General features: G+C 73.3%; 13 protein-coding genes. 6 read left to right on the top strand and 7 right to left on the bottom strand.

Features of this window, described 5'->3' with window-relative positions; all coding sequences use genetic code 11:
- The first annotated feature begins 147 nt into the window (after positions 1–147).
- Entirely contained in the window at positions 148–795 is a 648-nt protein-coding gene (locus ACZ6TV_RS12980) for a ferritin-like fold-containing protein (RefSeq protein WP_465297313.1), read from the top strand.
- Positions 796–949: 154 nt separating this feature from the next.
- Here the strand turns inward: ACZ6TV_RS12980 and ACZ6TV_RS12985 are convergent, their stop codons facing one another.
- Positions 950–1,183 carry a DUF3107 domain-containing protein gene (locus ACZ6TV_RS12985; protein WP_344501879.1) on the bottom strand — a complete coding sequence of 78 codons (234 nt, stop codon included), beginning with the start codon at positions 1,181–1,183 and terminating at the stop codon, positions 950–952.
- A gap of 75 nt (positions 1,184–1,258) precedes the next feature.
- Complete coding sequence (locus tag ACZ6TV_RS12990) at positions 1,259–1,897, bottom strand: TetR/AcrR family transcriptional regulator (protein ID WP_465297350.1); 639 nt, start codon at positions 1,895–1,897, stop codon at positions 1,259–1,261.
- Positions 1,898–2,268: 371 nt separating this feature from the next.
- On the opposite strand from ACZ6TV_RS12990, the gene ACZ6TV_RS12995 reads away from it, so the two are divergent.
- The 5 genes from ACZ6TV_RS12995 to ACZ6TV_RS13015 are packed head-to-tail and all read left to right on the top strand — an operon-like array spanning position 2,269 to position 8,643.
- Positions 2,269–4,650, top strand: a complete 2,382-nt coding sequence (locus ACZ6TV_RS12995; protein WP_465297314.1) for a hypothetical protein — start codon at positions 2,269–2,271, stop codon at positions 4,648–4,650.
- Between the two features lie 24 nt (positions 4,651–4,674).
- Positions 4,675–5,709 carry an alpha/beta fold hydrolase gene (locus ACZ6TV_RS13000; protein ID WP_465297315.1) on the top strand — a complete coding sequence of 345 codons (1,035 nt, stop codon included), beginning with the start codon at positions 4,675–4,677 and terminating at the stop codon, positions 5,707–5,709.
- A 7-nt stretch (positions 5,710–5,716) separates the two neighbouring features.
- Entirely contained in the window at positions 5,717–6,586 is an 870-nt protein-coding gene (locus tag ACZ6TV_RS13005) for a DUF3152 domain-containing protein (RefSeq protein ID WP_465297316.1), read from the top strand.
- A gap of 41 nt (positions 6,587–6,627) precedes the next feature.
- A complete protein-coding gene (gene moeZ, locus ACZ6TV_RS13010) occupies positions 6,628–7,806 on the top strand; it encodes an adenylyltransferase/sulfurtransferase MoeZ (RefSeq protein ID WP_465297317.1) in 1,179 nt (392 codons plus the stop codon).
- 42 nt (positions 7,807–7,848) lie between these two features.
- The gene (locus ACZ6TV_RS13015) at positions 7,849–8,643 is read left to right on the top strand and encodes a prenyltransferase/squalene oxidase repeat-containing protein (protein ID WP_465297318.1); all 795 of its coding nucleotides are present in this window, start codon (positions 7,849–7,851) and stop codon (positions 8,641–8,643) included.
- Here ACZ6TV_RS13015 and ACZ6TV_RS13020 read toward each other — a convergent pair.
- From ACZ6TV_RS13020 to ACZ6TV_RS13040, 5 genes are all read right to left on the bottom strand, one after another.
- Positions 8,640–10,916 carry an Hsp70 family protein gene (locus tag ACZ6TV_RS13020; protein WP_465297319.1) on the bottom strand — a complete coding sequence of 759 codons (2,277 nt, stop codon included), beginning with the start codon at positions 10,914–10,916 and terminating at the stop codon, positions 8,640–8,642. The genes ACZ6TV_RS13015 and ACZ6TV_RS13020 overlap by 4 nt on opposite strands.
- A 56-nt stretch (positions 10,917–10,972) precedes the next feature.
- On the bottom strand, positions 10,973–12,481 hold the full coding sequence (locus ACZ6TV_RS13025; protein ID WP_465297320.1) for a hypothetical protein: 1,509 nt from the start codon (positions 12,479–12,481) through the stop codon (positions 10,973–10,975).
- 98 nt (positions 12,482–12,579) lie between these two features.
- The gene (locus ACZ6TV_RS13030; protein WP_465297321.1) at positions 12,580–13,791 is read right to left on the bottom strand and encodes a serine/threonine-protein kinase; all 1,212 of its coding nucleotides are present in this window, start codon (positions 13,789–13,791) and stop codon (positions 12,580–12,582) included.
- Between the two features lies 1 nt (position 13,792).
- Entirely contained in the window at positions 13,793–16,471 is a 2,679-nt protein-coding gene (cphA, locus tag ACZ6TV_RS13035) for a cyanophycin synthetase (RefSeq protein ID WP_465297322.1), read from the bottom strand.
- Positions 16,461–17,273, bottom strand: a complete 813-nt coding sequence (locus tag ACZ6TV_RS13040; RefSeq protein ID WP_465297323.1) for a cyanophycinase — start codon at positions 17,271–17,273, stop codon at positions 16,461–16,463. Before ACZ6TV_RS13040 ends, cphA begins: the two co-directional genes overlap by 11 nt.
- Positions 17,274–17,413: the final 140 nt, after the last annotated feature.

Consider the following 17,413-nt stretch of genomic DNA (forward strand, 5'->3'; position numbering starts at 1 on the left):
CCGTTCCGCTCGCCGCGACACGGTGCGGCGTGGAAGGACCACGGACGGATCACCGAAGGGCCGCGGACGGATCACCGGGAACGCTACGGTGAGCGCGCCGCAGCGGCACAAGGCGCGCCGGATGATCCGGCGATGTAGTGTGCCGTCGTGTCCGATCTCACCCCGTCCGCCGCGGCGGTGGTCGACCTGCTCGGCATGCTGGCCTATGGCGAGCTGGTCGCGTTCGACCGGATGGCGGCAGACGCGCGGCTCGCGCCCGACCTGCGCCGCAGGGCGGTGCTCAGCGAGATGGCCGGTCGCGAGATCAGCAACTACTGCCGCCTCGCCGACCGCCTCACCGAGCTGGGCGCCGACCCGGAAGAGGCCATGCGGCCCTACGTGCGGGCGGTGTCGGACTACCACGCGCAGACCGAGCCGGCCGACTGGCTGGAGGGCCTGGCCAAGGCGTATGTCGGCGACAACATCGCCGACGACTTCACGCGCGAGGTCGCGGCGGTGCTCACCGGGCCGGACCGGGACCTGATCCTGGACGTCCTGCACGACTCCCGGCACGCCGACTTCGCCGCCGACGAGCTGCGGGCCGCGATCGCCGTCGACCCCAAGGTGGCCAACCGGCTGTCGATGTGGTCCCGCCGGCTGGTCGGCGAGGGCATTTCGCAGGCGCTGCGGGTCGCGGCCGAGCGGCCGTCGCTCGCGGAGCTCCTGGCCGGCGGCGGCACCGACTTCCAGGCCCTGCTCAAGCGCCTGACCTCGGCCCACACCGCCCGCATGGGCGCCGTCGGCCTGAACAACTAACCGCCGACCTGAACAACCAGCCGCCGGCCTGAGCGACCAGCCGTCTGCCTGAACGACCAGGCGCCGGCCTGAGCGACCAGGCCGGCCGTCGGACGCCGGGCAGCAAGTGACTCAGGCCCTGACCCGGAGCGGGGCAGGGCCTGAGTGCTATCTCTCAACGCGCGGAAGAGAATCCAACCGGCCGCGGCGACGACTCGGCGATCTCCACGTAGGCGATCTTGCCGACCGGGACGATCACCCGGCGGCCCTTCTCGTCGACGAGAGAAAGCACACCCTTGTCGCCACCGTCGATCGCGTCGGTGACCGCAGCTTCAACCTCGGCGGGTGACTGGTTGCTCTCCAGCACCAACTCCCGAGGCGCATACTGCACGCCGATCTTGACCTCCACGTCTTCCTCCTTGATCGGGCTGCGGCGCGGCCGTGCCTCGGCGCGCACACCCAGTGTGGTTGAAGACTAACGCGATCAGGCGTGTTCGCCGTGCAGGGGGAAGCTCGCGATGCCGCGCCACGACAGCGCGGTCAGCAGCGCCTCCGCTTCGGGCTTCGCGACCTGGCGGCCGCCGGCGACCCAGAAGCGGGCCGCGACCTCCGCCGCGCCGACCAGACCGGACGCGAGCAGCTCCGCGCGCTCCCGGCTCAGGTCGGTGTCCGCCATGATCGTGTCGGTGATCGCGGCGATGCAGCCGCTCTCGACGCGGTCGACCCGCTCGCGCACCGCGGGGTCGTTGCGCAGGTCCGACTCGAAGACCAGGCGGAACGCCTCGCTCTCGTGGTCGATGAAGTCGAAATACGCCTGGATGGCGCCGCGGACGCGCTCCTTGTTGTCCGTGGTCGCCTCCATCGCGGCGCGCATCCGGGACACCATCGCGTCGCAGTGGGTGTCGAGCAGCGCGAGATAGAGCTCGAGCTTGCCGGGGAAGTGCTGATAGAGCACGGGCTTGGAGACACCCGCCCGCTCGGCGATGTCATCCATCGCGGCGGCGTGATAACCCTGCGCCACGAAAACCTGCTGCGCCGCGGCGAGCAGCTGCTTGCGGCGCGCCGACCGGGGCAGCCGCACCGGCCGTCCGGCCGACTGGGTGCCGCTCATCGCCGAGGTCATGTTCACCATCCGGATTTGGGTCGAGATTGCAACTTACCCCCTTTCCGCCCACACGGTAGCCTCACCTAGGGGCGACGGAGGAGCGCGCGGTGGACGAAACGGGGCAAGCCGGAAGCCCGCACGGGGCAGGCCCATATCGCGGAGGAGGACACACGGACCCGCACAGGACACCGGACGGCACGCCTGCCAACGGTTCGGCCAGTGGTTCAGCCAACGGTTCGACGCCGAGCGATGACGCGCTCGAGGCGATCGTTTCCGCATGGCGCGAGCCGGCCACCGGAGCCATCGCCGGGCGCGCATCGGTCAACGGTGCCGGCAGCCCGCGCGGCCGCGCGGAGGTCCGCAGTCCCTATTCCGACATGCTCGCCCCGATGAGCCCTCCGGTCTCCGTCCCGCCGCCGGCACCGCCGACCACGTCGCTGCACTACGGGCACTACGGGCCCGACGGTCAGGGCTGGCCGAGCTCGGTCAGCCAGCCGGAGCACAGCGGGTCCTTCCCCGCGACGGGTGTCACGCCCCCGCAGGAGCACACCCAGCTCAACGGCCTGGTCACCGGCCTGGTCCCCGGCCCGGCCGGCGGTCACGACAGCGGCCAGGTCAACGGTCAGGCCAACGGTGTGCACCCCGGCGCGCTGAGCATGCCGTCCGCGTCCTCCGGCGGGACCGTCTACGGTGCCGCCCCCGTCGCCGACCCGCGGGACGAGGCCGTCCAGCAGGGCCCGGAGCCCTCGGCCCTGGACCGGCTCGCCCGCCAGCAGCCCGCGCCCGTCGACCCGCAGGTCCGGGTGCACGGCGTCAGCGGCCGGCCGCCATACGGCTCCTACCCGGAGCAGTCCTGGGGCTACGACTCCCGTCCCCGCAACGGGGCGTATCAGGACGACCCCCAGACCACCAACGGCGCGACCTACCAGGCCCAGGACAGGTATCAGGGCCAGGAGCAGGACCCCTATCACGGCCAGCAGCAGTATCCGGCGGCCCAGGAGCAGTACGGGGCGCAGGGATACCAGCCGCAGCAGTTCCCGTCGCAGGAGTATCCGCAGCAGCAGGACCACTCCCAGCAGCAGGCACAGCCCCAGCGGCAGTTCCCGTCCCAGGAGTACCCACAGCAGGACTACCCACAGCAGCAGTACCAGCAGCCGCAGTACCAGCAACAGGACGGCTACCCGTCCTACGAGCAGCAGCCGCCGGCCCCGGAGTTCGACTGGGCCGCGCCGCAGCACGAGCCGATCGTGCCCGCGCCCGCCGTCCACCCCCTGCCGCCGCCCTCGGTGGCGGTGCCGGCCCAGCGCATGCCGGAGGACGACCCGCTCGTCGGCCCGCTGCCGCCCGAGCTGCTCGGCAACGCCACGCCGCTGTCCGCCGCCGAGCCGACGATGCCGACGTTCGCCTCCGAGCCGCCGTATGCGCAGTCCATGCCGGCGATGCCCCCGATGCCCCCGATGTCTCCAATGTCTCAGATGCCCGCCGCGCCGGCCGCCGAGCCGTCCACGTATGCCGACCAGCCGTATCAGGAGACCGCGTACTCCGACCCGGCGTACCCGGAGACCGGATACGCCGGGACCGCATACGGGCAGGACGCATACGCGCAGGTCGAGAACGGGCCGGAGCTGCCGCAGCGCGTACCGTCGCATCCTGACGTGCCGCAGGTGCCCGAGGTGGAGGTCGAGCCCCTCGTCGCCGAGGCGGCCCCGGCCGGCGGGGACGACCTGGCGAAGATCGCGACCTTCCTGCGCGAGCAGCGCGAGGACGAGGCCGAGGAGCCCAGCCTCGACGACCGCCCCGACGGGTTCGACATCCCGGCGGTCCTCCGCGCCGTCCAGGGTGTCTCCGGTGTCCGCGAGGCGACGCTGCGCAAGAACGCCGACGGGCTGCACACGCTGCGGCTGGAGCTGCTCGACGAGGCCGACCCGGGCCTGGTGAGCCGGGCCGTCGCGCGGCTGCTCAACGAGCGGATGGGCCTGGCCGCCGAGCCGAACCCACCGGAGCTGACCCCACCGGCCTCGCGCCCGCAGGCCCGGGGCAACGCACCGCACAGCGCGCTGCCCGGCTACGGCCGCGAGGCCCGCAGGCGCCGCCCGGTCAGCGGTGTGCGCCGCCCGGCCGAGGCGCCCCGCCCGGCCATCGGCGAGCTGCGGCAGGCCCCCACCGAGTTCTCCGCCGAGCCGCCCGCCGAGGTGTCCGCGGAGGTCCCCGCCGAGGCGCCGGGCCTGTTCGCCCCGCCCGTCCTGCGGCCCGAGCAGTTCGTCCGGCCCGAGGCACAGGCGGAGAAGCCCGTGCTCGGCCCGCAGCCCCCGATCCCGGTCAACCGGGACGCGCCGCCTGCCCTGGTGCCGCAGTCCAGCGCGATCGTGTCGCCGCGCGTCATCATCGACCAGGTCGAGGTCAGCACCCAGGGCGTCGACGCGGTGGTCGAGGTCCGGCTGATCGCCGACGGGCATCCCGCCGTCGGTGTCGCCAGCGGCCCGGCGGTCGACGGCTACATCCTGCGGCTGTCCGCGGCCGCCGCGGCCTCCGCCGTGGACCAGCTCCTGGTCGACGTCGACGCGACGTCCAGGGCCCGCTGCTACATCGAGCATGCCGCGGTCGTGCAGCTCGGCGGGTGCGAGGTCGCCGTCGTCGTGCTGCTGCTGCTGTACGACGGCTGGGTCGAGCAGCTGACGGGCTCGGCCGTGAACTCGGGCGACCCGCGGCAGGCTGTGGTGCGGGCCACTCTCGCGGCCGTGAACCGGAGATTGGAAGCCCTGCTGCCATAGCGCCCCTGAGGCACACTGGAAAGCATGAAGAGAGCTTCCCTTGTCCCGGAGTTCACCGTTCCGTCACCTGAGCGGCTGCCGGAGCAGTGGCCGGGACGTGAGGTGGAGCTCGACGGCCTGAAGGCGTTCGTGCGGGACACGCCGGCGACGGCGCCCGGCGCGGAGCCCGCGGTCTACGTGCACGGCCTCGGCGGCTCGTCGACGAACTGGACGGACCTGGCGGGCGTGCTCGCTGGGCGGCTCGACGGTCAGGCGATCGACCTGCCCGGGTTCGGGCACAGCGCCCCCGCCCGCAGCTATTCGCTGCCGGCGATGGCGGCGCACATCATCCGGTGGATCGAGCACAGCGACCGCGGGCCGGTCCACCTGCTCGGCAACTCGATGGGCGGCGCCGCCTCCGTCGTGGCCTCGGCGCTGCGCCCCGACCTGGTGCGCAGCCTGACGCTGATCTCGCCGGCGATGCCGTTCCTCGACCCGCGCCGCTCCCTGCAGGGGCCGATCGTGCCGCTGCTCCTGCTGCCCAACGCGGCGAAGCTGGCGGCTCGGCGGATGTCCTCGATGGACCCCGAGGAGCTCGCCGCGATGGTCATCGAGTCGTGCTACGCCGATCCCACCCGCTATCCGGAGCAGCGGCGGCTGGAGGCGATCGAGGAGGCGAAGCGCCGGCACTCGGTGCCCTGGTATGCCGAGGCGTACGTGGGGAGCCTTCGCGGCCTCGTCGGCAGCTTCCTGCGGGCGTATCTTCCCGGCGAGGGATCCATGTGGAAGGTGGCCGCGCGGATCCAGGCGCCGACGCTGGTGATCGCGGGGCGGCAGGACAAGCTCGTGGACATCCGCACCGCGCCGCAGGTCGCCCGCATCGTCCCGGACAGCCGGTTGATGATGCTGGAGGGCGTCGGCCACGTGGCGCAGATGGAGGTGCCCCGCACGGTGGCCCGCGCGGTGCTCGGCCTGCTCGACGAGCTGCAGGCCCGGCCGGAGACCGCCACCCGGCAGGTTGCAACTCAGGTGCGGGACGGGGTGCGCCAGCGCGCGCCGCAGGTGCGCATGGCAAGCTGACCAATCGATGGCGAGCCGGCTGAGCAGCGACCGCCGGCGGCTGCCGGTCCCGCTGCCGAGTGACCCGCGGCAGGCCCGTGAGGTGGTCCGGGCCGAGCAGCGCCGCCGGCGTGAGCAGATCCGCCGGCGACGGTTCGTCGTGGCCGGGGTGATGCTGACCGCGTTCGTGATCGCCGCCGCCGGCCTGGGCCGCCAGCTGTTCTTCTCCGGCGGCTCCGAGAAGGCGGCGGTGACGGTCGCCGCGACCCGCGGGCCGGCGCTGATGCTCGACCCGCCGAGCCGTCCCGCCAGCCAGCCGCCGGAGGCCGGGCCGTCCAGCGCCGCCGGGACGTTCGCCTACGCGAGCAGCGCCGGGCCCGTCGCCGGGAGCGCCGGCACGGTCAGGAAGTACCGGGTCGCGGTCGAGAACGGCAGCGGCCAGGCGGCGGACGCGTTCGCCACCGCGGTCGAGCAGGTGTTCGCCGACCCGCGCGGCTGGCCGGCAGCCGGTCAGGTGCGCCTGCAGCGGGTGGCCGGCCAGGGCACCGCCGACTTCACGATCTTCCTGGCGACGCCGGTCACGTCGGAGCAGATCTGCGCGACCGCCGGCCTGCACACCGCCGGCTTCAGCTCGTGCCGGATCACCGGCAAGGTCGTCATCAACCTGGCCCGCTGGCTGACCGGCGTACCGGACTACGGCGCGCCCCTCGCGGACTACCAGCACTACGTCATCAACCACGAGGTCGGCCACGAGCTGGGCAACGGCCACGAGGCCTGCCCCGGCCCCGGAAAGCCCGCCCCGGTGATGCAGCAGCAGACGTACGGGCTGAAGGGCTGCGTCGCGAACGCGTGGCCGCTCGTGGACGGTCAGCGGTACACCGGGGCCAAAGTGCCGTAGGTCACGTGGGATTGCGGGGCGGGCGCGGCAGAATGAGAACCATGTCGTTGCCTCCACTGGTCGAGCCGGCCGCTGACCTGTCCATTGACGAGGTCCGCCGCTACTCCCGCCACCTGATCATCCCGGACGTGGGTGTCACCGGGCAGAAGCGCCTGAAGAACGCCCGGGTGCTGTGTGTGGGCGCGGGCGGGCTCGGCTCGCCGGCCCTGCTGTATCTCGCCGCCGCGGGTGTCGGCACGCTCGGCATCGTCGAGTTCGACACCGTCGACGAGTCCAACCTGCAGCGCCAGATCATCCACGGTCAGTCCGACATCGGCCGGCCGAAGGCGGAGTCGGCGCGCGACTCGGTCCGCGAGATCAACCCGCTCGTCAACGTCGTGGTGCACAACGAGGCCCTCGACAACGACAACGTGATGGAGATCTTCGCGCAGTACGACCTGATCGTCGACGGCACGGACAACTTCGCCACCCGGTACATGGTCAACGACGCGGCGGTGCTGCTCGGCAAGCCGTACATCTGGGGCTCGATCTACCGCTTCGACGGCCAGGCCTCGGTGTTCTGGGCCGAGCACGGCCCCTGCTACCGCTGCCTCTACCCGGAGCCGCCGCCGCCCGGCATGGTCCCGTCCTGCGCCGAGGGTGGCGTGCTCGGCGTGCTGTGCGCGTCGATCGGCGCGATCCAGGTCACCGAGGCGATCAAGGTGCTCACCGGCGTCGGCGACACCCTGCTCGGCAGCCTGATGGTGTATGACGCGCTGGAGATGTCCTACCGCAAGATCAAGCTGCGCAAGGACCCGAACTGCGCGATCTGCGGTGAGAACCCGACGGTGACCGCGCTGATCGACTACGACGACTTCTGCGGCGCCGTCTCCGACGAGGCCCAGGCCGCGGCGCTCGGCTCGACGATCACCGCGTCGGAGCTCAAGGACTGGCAGGACTCGGGCAAGCCGATCGACCTGATCGACGTGCGCGAGCCGGCGGAGTGGGAGATCGTCCGCGTGCCCGGTGCGCGGCTCGTGCCGAAGGGCGAGATCCTCAACGGCAACGCGCTCGCCGAGCTCCCGCAGGACCGCCAGATCGTCCTGTACTGCAAGAGCGGCGTCCGCTCCGCCGAGGCGTTGGCGGCGGTGAAGGCGGCGGGCTTCAAGGACGCGGTCCACGTGCAGGGTGGCGTGGTCTCGTGGGTGAAGACCGTCGATCCGTCACTGCCGGTGTACTAGGGTCCCACGCGCAGACAGCGGGCGGGCGGTAGCGTACGGCGCATGGTCGACCTTGATGCCGCGATCGGCTACGTCGTCGCACACGGCGACGCCGTTGATCGCGCCCGCCTCGCCTGGCTGCGCACGGGCCAGTATCCACCGGCCGACGTGCTGGAGAAGGCCGAGATCGGCCAGTCGCCCGACGGCGGCTGGCCGGCGCTCTGGGGCGCCGACATCGCGTCGGTGGACGCCACCTGCTTCCGGCTCGCCGAGCTCGACGACCTCGGCGCGATCGACCGCCCGGCGGCCCGCCGGGCGCTGGGCTGGCTGGGCCGCAGCCAGCGGCCCGACGGCATGTGGGAAGAGGACTCGTCCCTGGCCGGGATCGCCCCGCCGTGGGCGCAGCCCGGCGACGACGAGGCGAAGCTGTATCTGACCACCAACGCCGCCTACTGGCTGGTGGTCGGCGGCGCCAACGACGGCGACGACCAGCACGCCACCCGGGTCGCCCGCGCCGCCGAGGCGTTCCGGGCGTCGCTGCGCCCCGACGGCTCCTGGCCGTCGTTCCTGGTCACCGGCTGGCTCGGCTGCGCCGTGCTGTATCACCTCGGCTGGTTCTACGAGTCGGCGCAGATCCAGGTCGCCCTCGCCGACCGGGTGCCGAAAATGACCGCGGCCGACACGGCGTCGCTGTATTCGGCGCTGCGCCGGGTCGGCATGTCACCTGAGGACTGGCTGCTCAGCTCCGCCCGCAAGCGCCTCGACGAGACGCAGCGCAGCGACGGCGGCTGGGAGAGCGACGACGGCGCCCGCTTCAACGTGCACACCACGCTCACGGCGATCAGGGCGCTGCGCTAGCCGGCGATCGTGAACTCCCACGGGTAGGCGCCGTAGGAGGTCGTCGTGATGCCGAACTGGGAGCTGCTCTGGTAGGAGTCGGTGCCCTTCTGGATCTGGATGATGACCTTGCCACCGTCCTCCAGGCTGAAGTACCCGGCGTGCACGGCCGCGGTGCAGACCGACGAGTCGGTGGTGTAGGGGCCGGCGCCCCAGACCTTGCCGGCCTTGCCGTTCTTCGGGCACGTGTACCTGATGAGCTTGCCCTCGTTGCCGGTGTACTCCTCGGCGTTGCTGCTCCAGTCGCTTTCGTCGCGGTCGACGTCGACCTGGGCCGGCGCGTCGCTGCTGCCCCCGTCGCCGCTGCCCCCGTCGCCGCTGCCCCCGTCGCCGCTGCCGCCGTCGCCGCTGCCGCCGTCACCGTTGCCGCCGTCACCGTTGCCGTCGCCGGCGCCGTCGGTCTGGCTCGCCGTCTGGTCGCCCTTGGCGCTGTTGTCGGTCTTGTCGTCGCCGAGCTTGGTGATGCCGTAGATGCCGAGGCCGACGACCAGGAGCAGGACCACGGCGACCGCCGCGAGGACCCCGGTGCGCCGCTGCCCGCCGGACGCCGACGCGCTCGGCGGCACGGCCGCGGGGATGTCCGGCCGGGTCGCCGGGGGCCCGCTCTGCGGCGCCACCGCCGGGGTGCTCGGTGCCGCGGCCCCGTAGGTCGCGGGCACTGAGGCGCGCCCGGGCCGGGGCGCCTGCGGGGCGGCCGGTGGCTGCTGGCCGGGCGACTGCGGGGCGGCCGGGAACGGGGACTGCGGGGCGGCGTACCCGGACGGCGGGGCGGCCGGTGGCTGCTGGCCGGGCGACTGCGGGGCGGCCGGGAACGGGGACTGCGGGGCGGCGTACCCGGACGGCGGGGTGTAGCCGGGGTCCTGCCCGAACTGCACCGACGGCTGCCCGGAGACCGGCGCGGCGGTGAACCCCGGCGAGACCGGCGCCGCCGGCGGCGCACCCGACACGGGCACGCTCGCGGAGCCGCTGACGGGCGGGGCCGAGGTCGGATACGCCGCGGGCGGCGACGACATCGGGAACGCCGCGGGCGGCGAGGAGGTCGGGGCCGCCGGTGCCGCGCCGGACGGGGTGAAGGGGATCGGCGGGGACGAGGTCGGGAACGCCGCGCCGGACACGGGCGCCCCGGAGACCGGGCCGGCCGCCTGACCGGCCGGGCCCGGCTGGCCGGACGCGCCGAGGCTGCCCTGCGCCACCACCATCTCGGGCTGCTCGACCGCGGTCGGGGCCTTGCCGAGCGCCTGGTGCAGCAGCGTCGCGACGAGGGGGATCCGGCTGCCGCCACCGACGAGGAACACGCCGGCGATGTCGGCCGGGGTCAGCCGGGCAGCGGCGATCGCGGCCCGGGTCGCGGTGACGGTGGCGGCCAGGATCGGGCGGGCCAGCTGCTCGAACTGGTCGCGGCCGAGGGGGACGTCCTCGTCGTACATCGGGATGTGGATCATCGTCGAGGAGGTGCGGGACAGCATCTCCTTGGCGGCCCGGACGTCGTCCCAGAGCAGCCGGTTGGCGCGGCGTTCGGCGCTGGTCGTGGGGTGGACGAGCCGGTTCCACGACTGGGGGTCCCGGGAGGACTGGCTGGCGCCGAGGTAGCCGACGATCGCCGCGTCGATGTCGAGGCCACCGCTGGTGCTGAGCCCTTCGGCGGCGAGGACCTCGAACGTGCCGGGACCGTGCCGGACCACGGACGCGTCGAACGTGCCGGCACCCAGGTCATACACGACGAAGGCCGAACCGGGACGCAGGTCGGTGCCTTCGAGGGTGCGGAACACCTCGGCCGCGGCGACGGGCTCGGGCACGAGGTTGACGGTGCCGAGGCCGGCCCGCTCGGCGGCGGCGAGCAGCACCCCGCGGCGGGTGTGCGCCCAGGCGGCCGGGCAGGTGATGGTCACCTGGCCGATCGGACCGCCCGCGACCCGCCGGGCCTCGCCGTTGACGCGGGCGAGCACGGCCGCGAACAGCTCGACGGTCGGCACCTCGGCCTCGCCGAGCAGGACGGCGGGCTCGTCGATGCGTCGTTTGGGGTTGGGCTCGAACCGCTCGGGGCTGACCCGGGCGGCGTGCATCGCGTCGCGCCCCACGAGCAGGCCCGCCGCTTGGTCGGCATAGACCGACGAGGGCAGGGTCGGCGAACCGTCGAAGAGCAGCGGCCGGACATGACCGTCAGGCCAGGCCAGCACCGCCGCGGTGTTCGAGGTGCCGAAGTCGATGCCAAGCCGGTAACCTCGAGCGTCCACAGCGCCAATATACGGACCTCACACCACCGTGCGATCCTCTCAACGGATCGGCGCGCTCAATCGACCAGTCGGAGCGCGACCGTCGGCGCGTCGAGCAGGACCGATGCCGGCTCGGATCCGACGACCGTCTGCAGGCGGTGATCGCCCACGATGAGTTCGACGCCGGTGTACAGCTCCACGGAGTCCCAGCCGGTCAGCTCGTAGGACTTCCGGTAGATCCGCTCGGTCTCCTCCTTGATGTCGGGGGCCGAGCGCTTCCAGATCAGGGTGCCGTTTTCACTCGTGTCGGTGACCACGGGCCGGCCGTCGCGGACCTCGAGCTTCACGTGCTCCTTGGCGATCCAGGCGGCCGCGGCCTCGTGCAGCCACTGACCGACGGCGATGTCGTCGGGGTCGGCGGGCTCGCGGCCGACCACCACGGGGCGGTCCACGCCGACGACGAACCGCCGCCGCGCGAGGTCCTCGACGACCACCGACACCGCGAACGCGGGCGGCCGGGGACCGATGTCCTTGACGGCCTCACCGTGCCGAGGGCAGGCCGGGACGCCGGCGCGCATCCGCGGGACCGGCTGGCCGATGCGGCGGAAGCGGCCGAACGCAGGGCACTCGGGCTCGCCGCAGCGCCACTCGCGGGCCATCAGGGCCGCGCCGACGCCACTGGGCTCGGCCCGGGTGAACCTGCGGCGCATCACGCGGGTGCGCCCGGCCCGCTGCGAACCGCGGGCGGTGAACGACTGCACCCCGTCCGGCCGCCCGCCCCGCTCCTGAGCGGCGACGGTCGCGGCGGGCGTGGCACCGGTCGCGGTGGCGGCGGGCTTGGCGGGCCGCAGCGACGGTTTGGTGGCGGAGGTATCTTCGCCCTTCTCCGACGGGTCCGGAATTTCGGAAATGTCGGCAGAGTCAGAGGACGAAGAAGCGGAGCCGGAGCCCTCCGGGGCGGGAGCGTCGGCCGTGGCGGAAGCATCGGGATCGGCCGGAGCGGCGGCATCGGACGGGGCGGCGGCGTCCGCGGGCTCGAGAGGGATGATCGGCAGGGTCGCGGTGCCCTTCACGACCAGGCGTTCCTTGCCGTCCTTCGGCGGGGCCGGCTCGCCCGCCGGGGTCAGCACCGCGCCGCCCGCGCGGGGGGTCAGCCGCAGGACCCGCTCGGGGCTGTCGACGAGCCACGGGAAGCGGGCGGCGAACTGCGCCTGGTCCCTGACCACGATCAGCGGCAGGCCGGTGAAGTCGGCGATCTCCACGGGCCGGTCGGCGACGACGGGCGTGACCTCGATGAGGCCGTCGTCGGCCCACCGGCCGAGCACCATGCGCTCCTTCGACGTGAGCGCCGCTTCCGACAGGGCCTCCCGGCCGACCACGGGATAGAGCATCGCGCCGGCGTCGATGAGATACCGGCTGAGCGCGTCGACGACCATGCCGAGGCGCAGCAGGTTGATGGGGCGACCCCCGTCGAGGGCCACGAACCGGGCGACGTCGGCCAGGTCGACCACGGCCTGGGCGAGCGTGACGTCGGTCGTCAGCCGTTGCTCGATGGTGTCCATGACCCGGCTGACTTCAAAGCGCACGGCCTCTCCCATCCCTCGACCCGGACACCATAGGGCATCACCGAGATCAGACTTGTGTACCAGTCGGGAAGGTTGCACGCCATAAGCAACGAAAAGGTTCAGCCACCACTTTTCTTGCTCTTGCCTTTACCTTTGCCCTTCTTCGGGCCTCCGTGATCTTCCGCGGCGGGAGCCTTGACGACACCAGGCTTCTTGACCCCGGCCGCGGCGGCCTCGGTCGCCGGGTCGGTGGCCGGGTTCGTGGCGGGATCGGTCGCCGGATCGGTGGCGGGATCGGACGGCTCCGGGCCCGCCGTGACCGGCGACGAGGCTGGGGTCCAGGCGGCGACCGGCTCGCGGTCCTGCGCGGCGGCACCCGCGGCGCCCAGCCCGATGAGCAGCACGGCCGCCGCGGCGACGGACGCCCGCCGCCCGGGCGACGCGCCCACCGTGATCTCCCGCAGCCGGGCCGACCCGCCGGCGGCGGCCTCCCGCACCCGGGCGGACCCGCCCGCGGCGGCCTCGCGCAGCCGGGGCACGGCGAACAAATGCCTGGTCGGCGGCAGGGTGCTCAGCAGCGCGGCCAGGTCCGCGGCGGCGGGACGGTTTCCCGGCGCCTTCGCCAGGCAGCGCCGCAGCGCCTCGGTCACCCCCGCGGGCAGGTGCAGATCGGCGGGCAGCGGCGCCGGCGGCAGCTTGCGGTGCGCGTGCAGCATCTCCTCGGTCGTGGTCGCGGGCCACGGCAGGGCGCCGGCGAGCATCCGGTACAGGACGAGGCCGAGCGCGTACACGTCCGTGGCGGCCGTCGGCGGGATGCCCCGGATGCGCTCCGGTGCGAGGTATGCGGGCGTGCCGACGACCTCCCCGTCGTCGGCGCCGGCGAGCGCGCTGACGCCGAAGTCGACGAGCTTGGCGCCGCCGGCGGTGAGCATGACGTTGGCGGGTTTGACGTCGTGGTGGACGAGGCCGCGGGCGTGCACGGCGGCCAGCGCGGAGGCGAGCTGCGCCGCGATCCGCAGCGCCTCGGTGACGCCGATCGGCCCGCCGTCGCGCAGCAGCCGCTCCTCGAGCGACGCGCCCTCGACGAGCTCCATGACGACGAAGGGCGCGCCGTCGCCGGTGTGGCCGAAGTCGTACACGGCGGCGATGTGCGGATGGCTGAGCAGCGCGGCGGCGCGGGCCTCGTCCTGGATCCGGCGGCGGGACCGCGGGTCGGCGGCGCCCGCGAGGTGTTTGACGGCAACGGGGCGCCCGAGCACCTCGTCGTGGGCGCGCCACACGACGGACATGCCGCCCACGCCGAGTTGCTCGATCAGTCGATAGCGCTCCACGTCATACAGATGCCCCGATGAGCGGAAACGACACGTGTTGATCGGGGGCGGTCTCGGCGCCGAGGGTCTGCAGCAGGGCGAGGACCGGCTCGATCTTCTCGTACAGCAGCAGCACGACGTCCCCGGGTTGCGCCATGGCCAGGGCGGCGGGGACGGCCTCGTCGACGGTGCGGACCACCGTGCAGGTCGTCGACGGGGAGGTGGCGGTCAGCTCGTCGTGCAGGAGCGACGGGACCTCGCCGGGTGCCCGGCCGCGGCGGTCGCTGTCCTCGTAGATCACCACCCGGCCGAAGCGGGCGCCGACCTCGCGGGCGGACTCGCGGAGCAGGTCGTCGCGGCGGTCGCCGGGCAGCGTGACGGCGGCGACGGCGTGCGCGGCGCCCCAGAGGCGTTCGACGAGGTCGGCGATGGCGCTGATGGCGGCGGGGTTGTGCGCGTAGTCGACGAGGACGTCGACGCCACCGACGTGCAGCAGCATGCCGCGGCCGGGGTTGTCGGTGAAGCTGCGGAGGCGTTCGGCGACCCGGGCGGTGGCGACGCCGAGGACCCGTGCGGCGGCGGTCGCGGCGAGCGCGTTGGCGACGAGGTGCCGGGCGGCGCCGCCGAAGCCGCCGCCGAGCTCGCCGACGGCGAGGATCGGGATCCAGCGGCGGTCGGCGAGCTCGACGAGCCAGCCGTCGGCCAGGAGGTACGCGCGGCCGCCGGTGTCCCAGTGCCGCCGGATGAGCGGGTTGCGCGGGTCGAGGCTGCACCAGATGATCTCGCGGCCGGCGAAGCGCCCGCCGGGGTAGGCGGCGAGGCCGCGGCTGCGCGGGTCGTCGGCGTTGAGCACGACGGCGCCGCCCTCGCGGACGCGTTCGCCGATGAGGCATTTGAGGTCGACGAGGTCCTCGACGCTCTCGATGCCGTCCTGGCCGAGGTGGTCGCTGGCGAGGTTGGTGATGACGCCGACGTCGCTCCAGTCGTAGCCGAGGCCCTGGCGGAGCATGCCGCCGCGGGCGGTCTCGAGCACGGCGGCGTCGACGGTGGGGTCGCTGAGCACGACGCGGGCGGAGCGCGGCCCGGTGGCGTCGGCGCGCTGGACGAGCCGGCCGCCGATGACGATGCCGTCGGTCGTGGTGACGCCGACCCGCAGGCCGGCGCCTTCGAGCAGGTGCGCGGTGAGCCGGGCGACGGTGGTCTTGCCGTTGGTGCCGGTGATGGCGACGATCGGGATCCGCGCCGGGGTACCGGCCGGGTACAGCGCGTCCACGACCGCGGCGCCGACGTCGCGGGCGGTGCCGTCGCTGGGGGCGAGGTGCATCCGGAGCCCGGGTGCGGCGTTGACCTCGATGACGCCGCCGCCGGACGGGACGCCGGTCGGCGGCAGTGGCGCGGCGATCGACGGCAGGCGCAGGTCGAGCCCGGCGATGTCGAGCCCGACGATCGCGGCGACCCGCCGGCACAGGTCGGCGACGGACGGGTGGACCTGGTCGGTGACGTCGACGCTGGTGCCGCCGGTGGAGAGGTTGGCGTTCTCGCGCAGCCGCACGACCTGCCCGGCGGCGGGGACCGAGCCGGCGTCGAGGCCCTGCTTGCGCAGCAGGGTGCGGGCGACGTCGTCGATGGTGATCCGGGTGAGCGCCCGGGTGTGGCCGTCGCCGCGGCGCGGGTCCTCGTTGGCGCGGGCGATGAGGCCGGCGACGTCGGTGGCGCCGTCGCCGACGACGTGCGCGGCGACCCGTTCGGCGGCGGCGACGACCTGCCCGCCGACGGTGAGGACGCGGTAGTCGCGGCCGGTCAGCTCGCGTTCGACGACGGCGTCGTCGCCCTCGGCGGTGGCGGCCTCGTAGGCGGCGCGCAGCGCGTCGGGGGTGTCGACGCCGAGGAACACGTGCATCCCCTGGCGCCCCTGCCGGGGCTTGACGACGACGGGCGGGCCGAGCTCGGCGAACAGGTCCAGGGCCTCGGCCAGGGACGTCGCGGCGCCGCCGCTGGGGACGGGGACGCCGGCCTCGTCGAGCAGCCGCCGGGTGAGCTCCTTGTCGGAGGCGATGTCGACGCCGATCGCGGAGGTCTGGTCGGTGAGCGCGGCCCACACCAGCCGGCGGTGCCGTCCGTAGCCGAGGCGCAGCAGGCTGAGCTCGCCGACCCGCTCGACGGGGATGTCGCGGGCGCGGGCGGCGTCGGCGATGGCGGCGGTGCTCGGCCCGCTCTTCTCCCGCTCGTACGTGCGGCGCAGCGCCTCCAGATCGGGTTCGACCCGGACGGGTTCGTCGTGCAGCGCCGCCAGTACACCGGCGATCGCCAATGACAGCAGGCCCTCGGCGAGGCCGGAGTCCATCGGCTCGTCGACGGGGCATTCGGTGACGACGTCGTATTCGCCGGGCACGCCGGTGCCTTCGGTGCGGCCGAAGTTGATCTCGCGGCCGATGCGCTGGGAGAGCTCGATCGCGACGTGCTCGGCGGTGTGGCCGAAGTAGGTGCCGCCGTGCAGCCGCTTGACGAAGCCGCCGGGCTCACCGAATGCGCAGTGGTGCTCGGCGAGGCCGGGGAACGCGGCCAGGAGCCGCTCGGTGAAGCCCGGGTAGTCGCTGCTCTCGCGTTCGGTCAGCCCGTCGAGCAGGACCCGGGTGACCTGGACGGGGCGCGCGAGATAGCGGTTCGGGCCACGCAGGCGCCGGCTGCTCTCAATACGCATGATCTGGATCCGATCTCTTGATGGCCGCCCGCTCGGTGAGGTTGAACCGCCAGCCCGCCGGGAGCACGTGCAGCTGGGCCCCGCAGAGGGCGATCGGCCCGCCGACGTCGGACAGGGTGGCGCTGATCGTGCGGGCCTGCCCCGCGTCGATGACGGTGACGGTGCCGGCGCCGAGGACCTCGAACACGTCGCCGTCGACGAGGATCGCGGTGTTCTCGTCGATGCCGAGACCGAGCTCGTGCGGGAACATCGCGATGGCGCTGAGCAGCCGGTTGAGGCGCCCGCGCTGGGCGAAGTGCATGTCGATCAGCACGCCGGGCAGGAACTCCATGCCCGGACCGGTGCGGACGCTGTCCGTGGACACCGACGCGATGCTCCCGCCCAGGATCATCGTGCTGGACATCATGGCGGCGCCGGCGCTCGTACCGGCGAGGATCATGCCGTCGGCGAGCCGGGCGTGCAGCGCGGTGTCGACCTTGGACCCGCCGACCACGGTGGTGATCCGCAACTGGTCACCGCCGGTGAAGAAGACGCCGGTGGCGTGCTCTATCGCGGAGACGGCGCGGGGGCCGTTGCTGTCCTCGCGGTCCTCGAGCCGCAGCGGGGTGACGCGACCCGCGCCGAGACGGTGGAAGACCTCGGCGTATTCCTTCTCGCGCTGCTCGGGGCACTCGCTGGCGGTGGCGATCACCACGAGGTGCGCCTCGGGTCCACCGGCGAGCAGCACGAACCGTTCGAGTATGGCGTCATCACCGGGGTCATGGCTCTCCGCACCACCGATGACGAGCAGCTTTCCCGGCATCCCACCTCCACACTTCCCTCATCTTGCGGTTCGTCGCGCGGCCGGGCGTTGCTTATTGACCAGGGTCTACGTACAGTCAGTGCATCACAACTCTATGAAACGTTTTAATGAAACGTTTCACCCCCTTTGACAGGAGCACC

It is taken from the genome of Dactylosporangium sp. NPDC051087, assembly GCF_055586325.1.

Bases quoted from the DNA above. Each gene is read 5' to 3' on its own strand.
- ACZ6TV_RS12990 (WP_465297350.1), bottom strand. From the start codon at position 1,897: ATGACCTCGGCGATGAGCGGCACCCAGTCGGCCGGACGGCCGGTGCGG.
- ACZ6TV_RS12995 (WP_465297314.1), top strand. From the start codon at position 2,269: ATGAGCCCTCCGGTCTCCGTCCCGCCGCCGGCACCGCCGACCACGTCG.
- ACZ6TV_RS13005 (WP_465297316.1), top strand. From the start codon at position 5,717: ATGGCGAGCCGGCTGAGCAGCGACCGCCGGCGGCTGCCGGTCCCGCTG.
- ACZ6TV_RS13015 (WP_465297318.1), top strand. From the start codon at position 7,849: ATGGTCGACCTTGATGCCGCGATCGGCTACGTCGTCGCACACGGCGAC.
- ACZ6TV_RS13040 (WP_465297323.1), bottom strand. From the start codon at position 17,273: ATGCCGGGAAAGCTGCTCGTCATCGGTGGTGCGGAGAGCCATGACCCC.
- cphA (WP_465297322.1), bottom strand. From the start codon at position 16,471: ATGCGTATTGAGAGCAGCCGGCGCCTGCGTGGCCCGAACCGCTATCTC.
- moeZ (WP_465297317.1), top strand. From the start codon at position 6,628: ATGTCGTTGCCTCCACTGGTCGAGCCGGCCGCTGACCTGTCCATTGAC.
- ACZ6TV_RS13000 (WP_465297315.1), top strand. From the start codon at position 4,675: ATGAAGAGAGCTTCCCTTGTCCCGGAGTTCACCGTTCCGTCACCTGAG.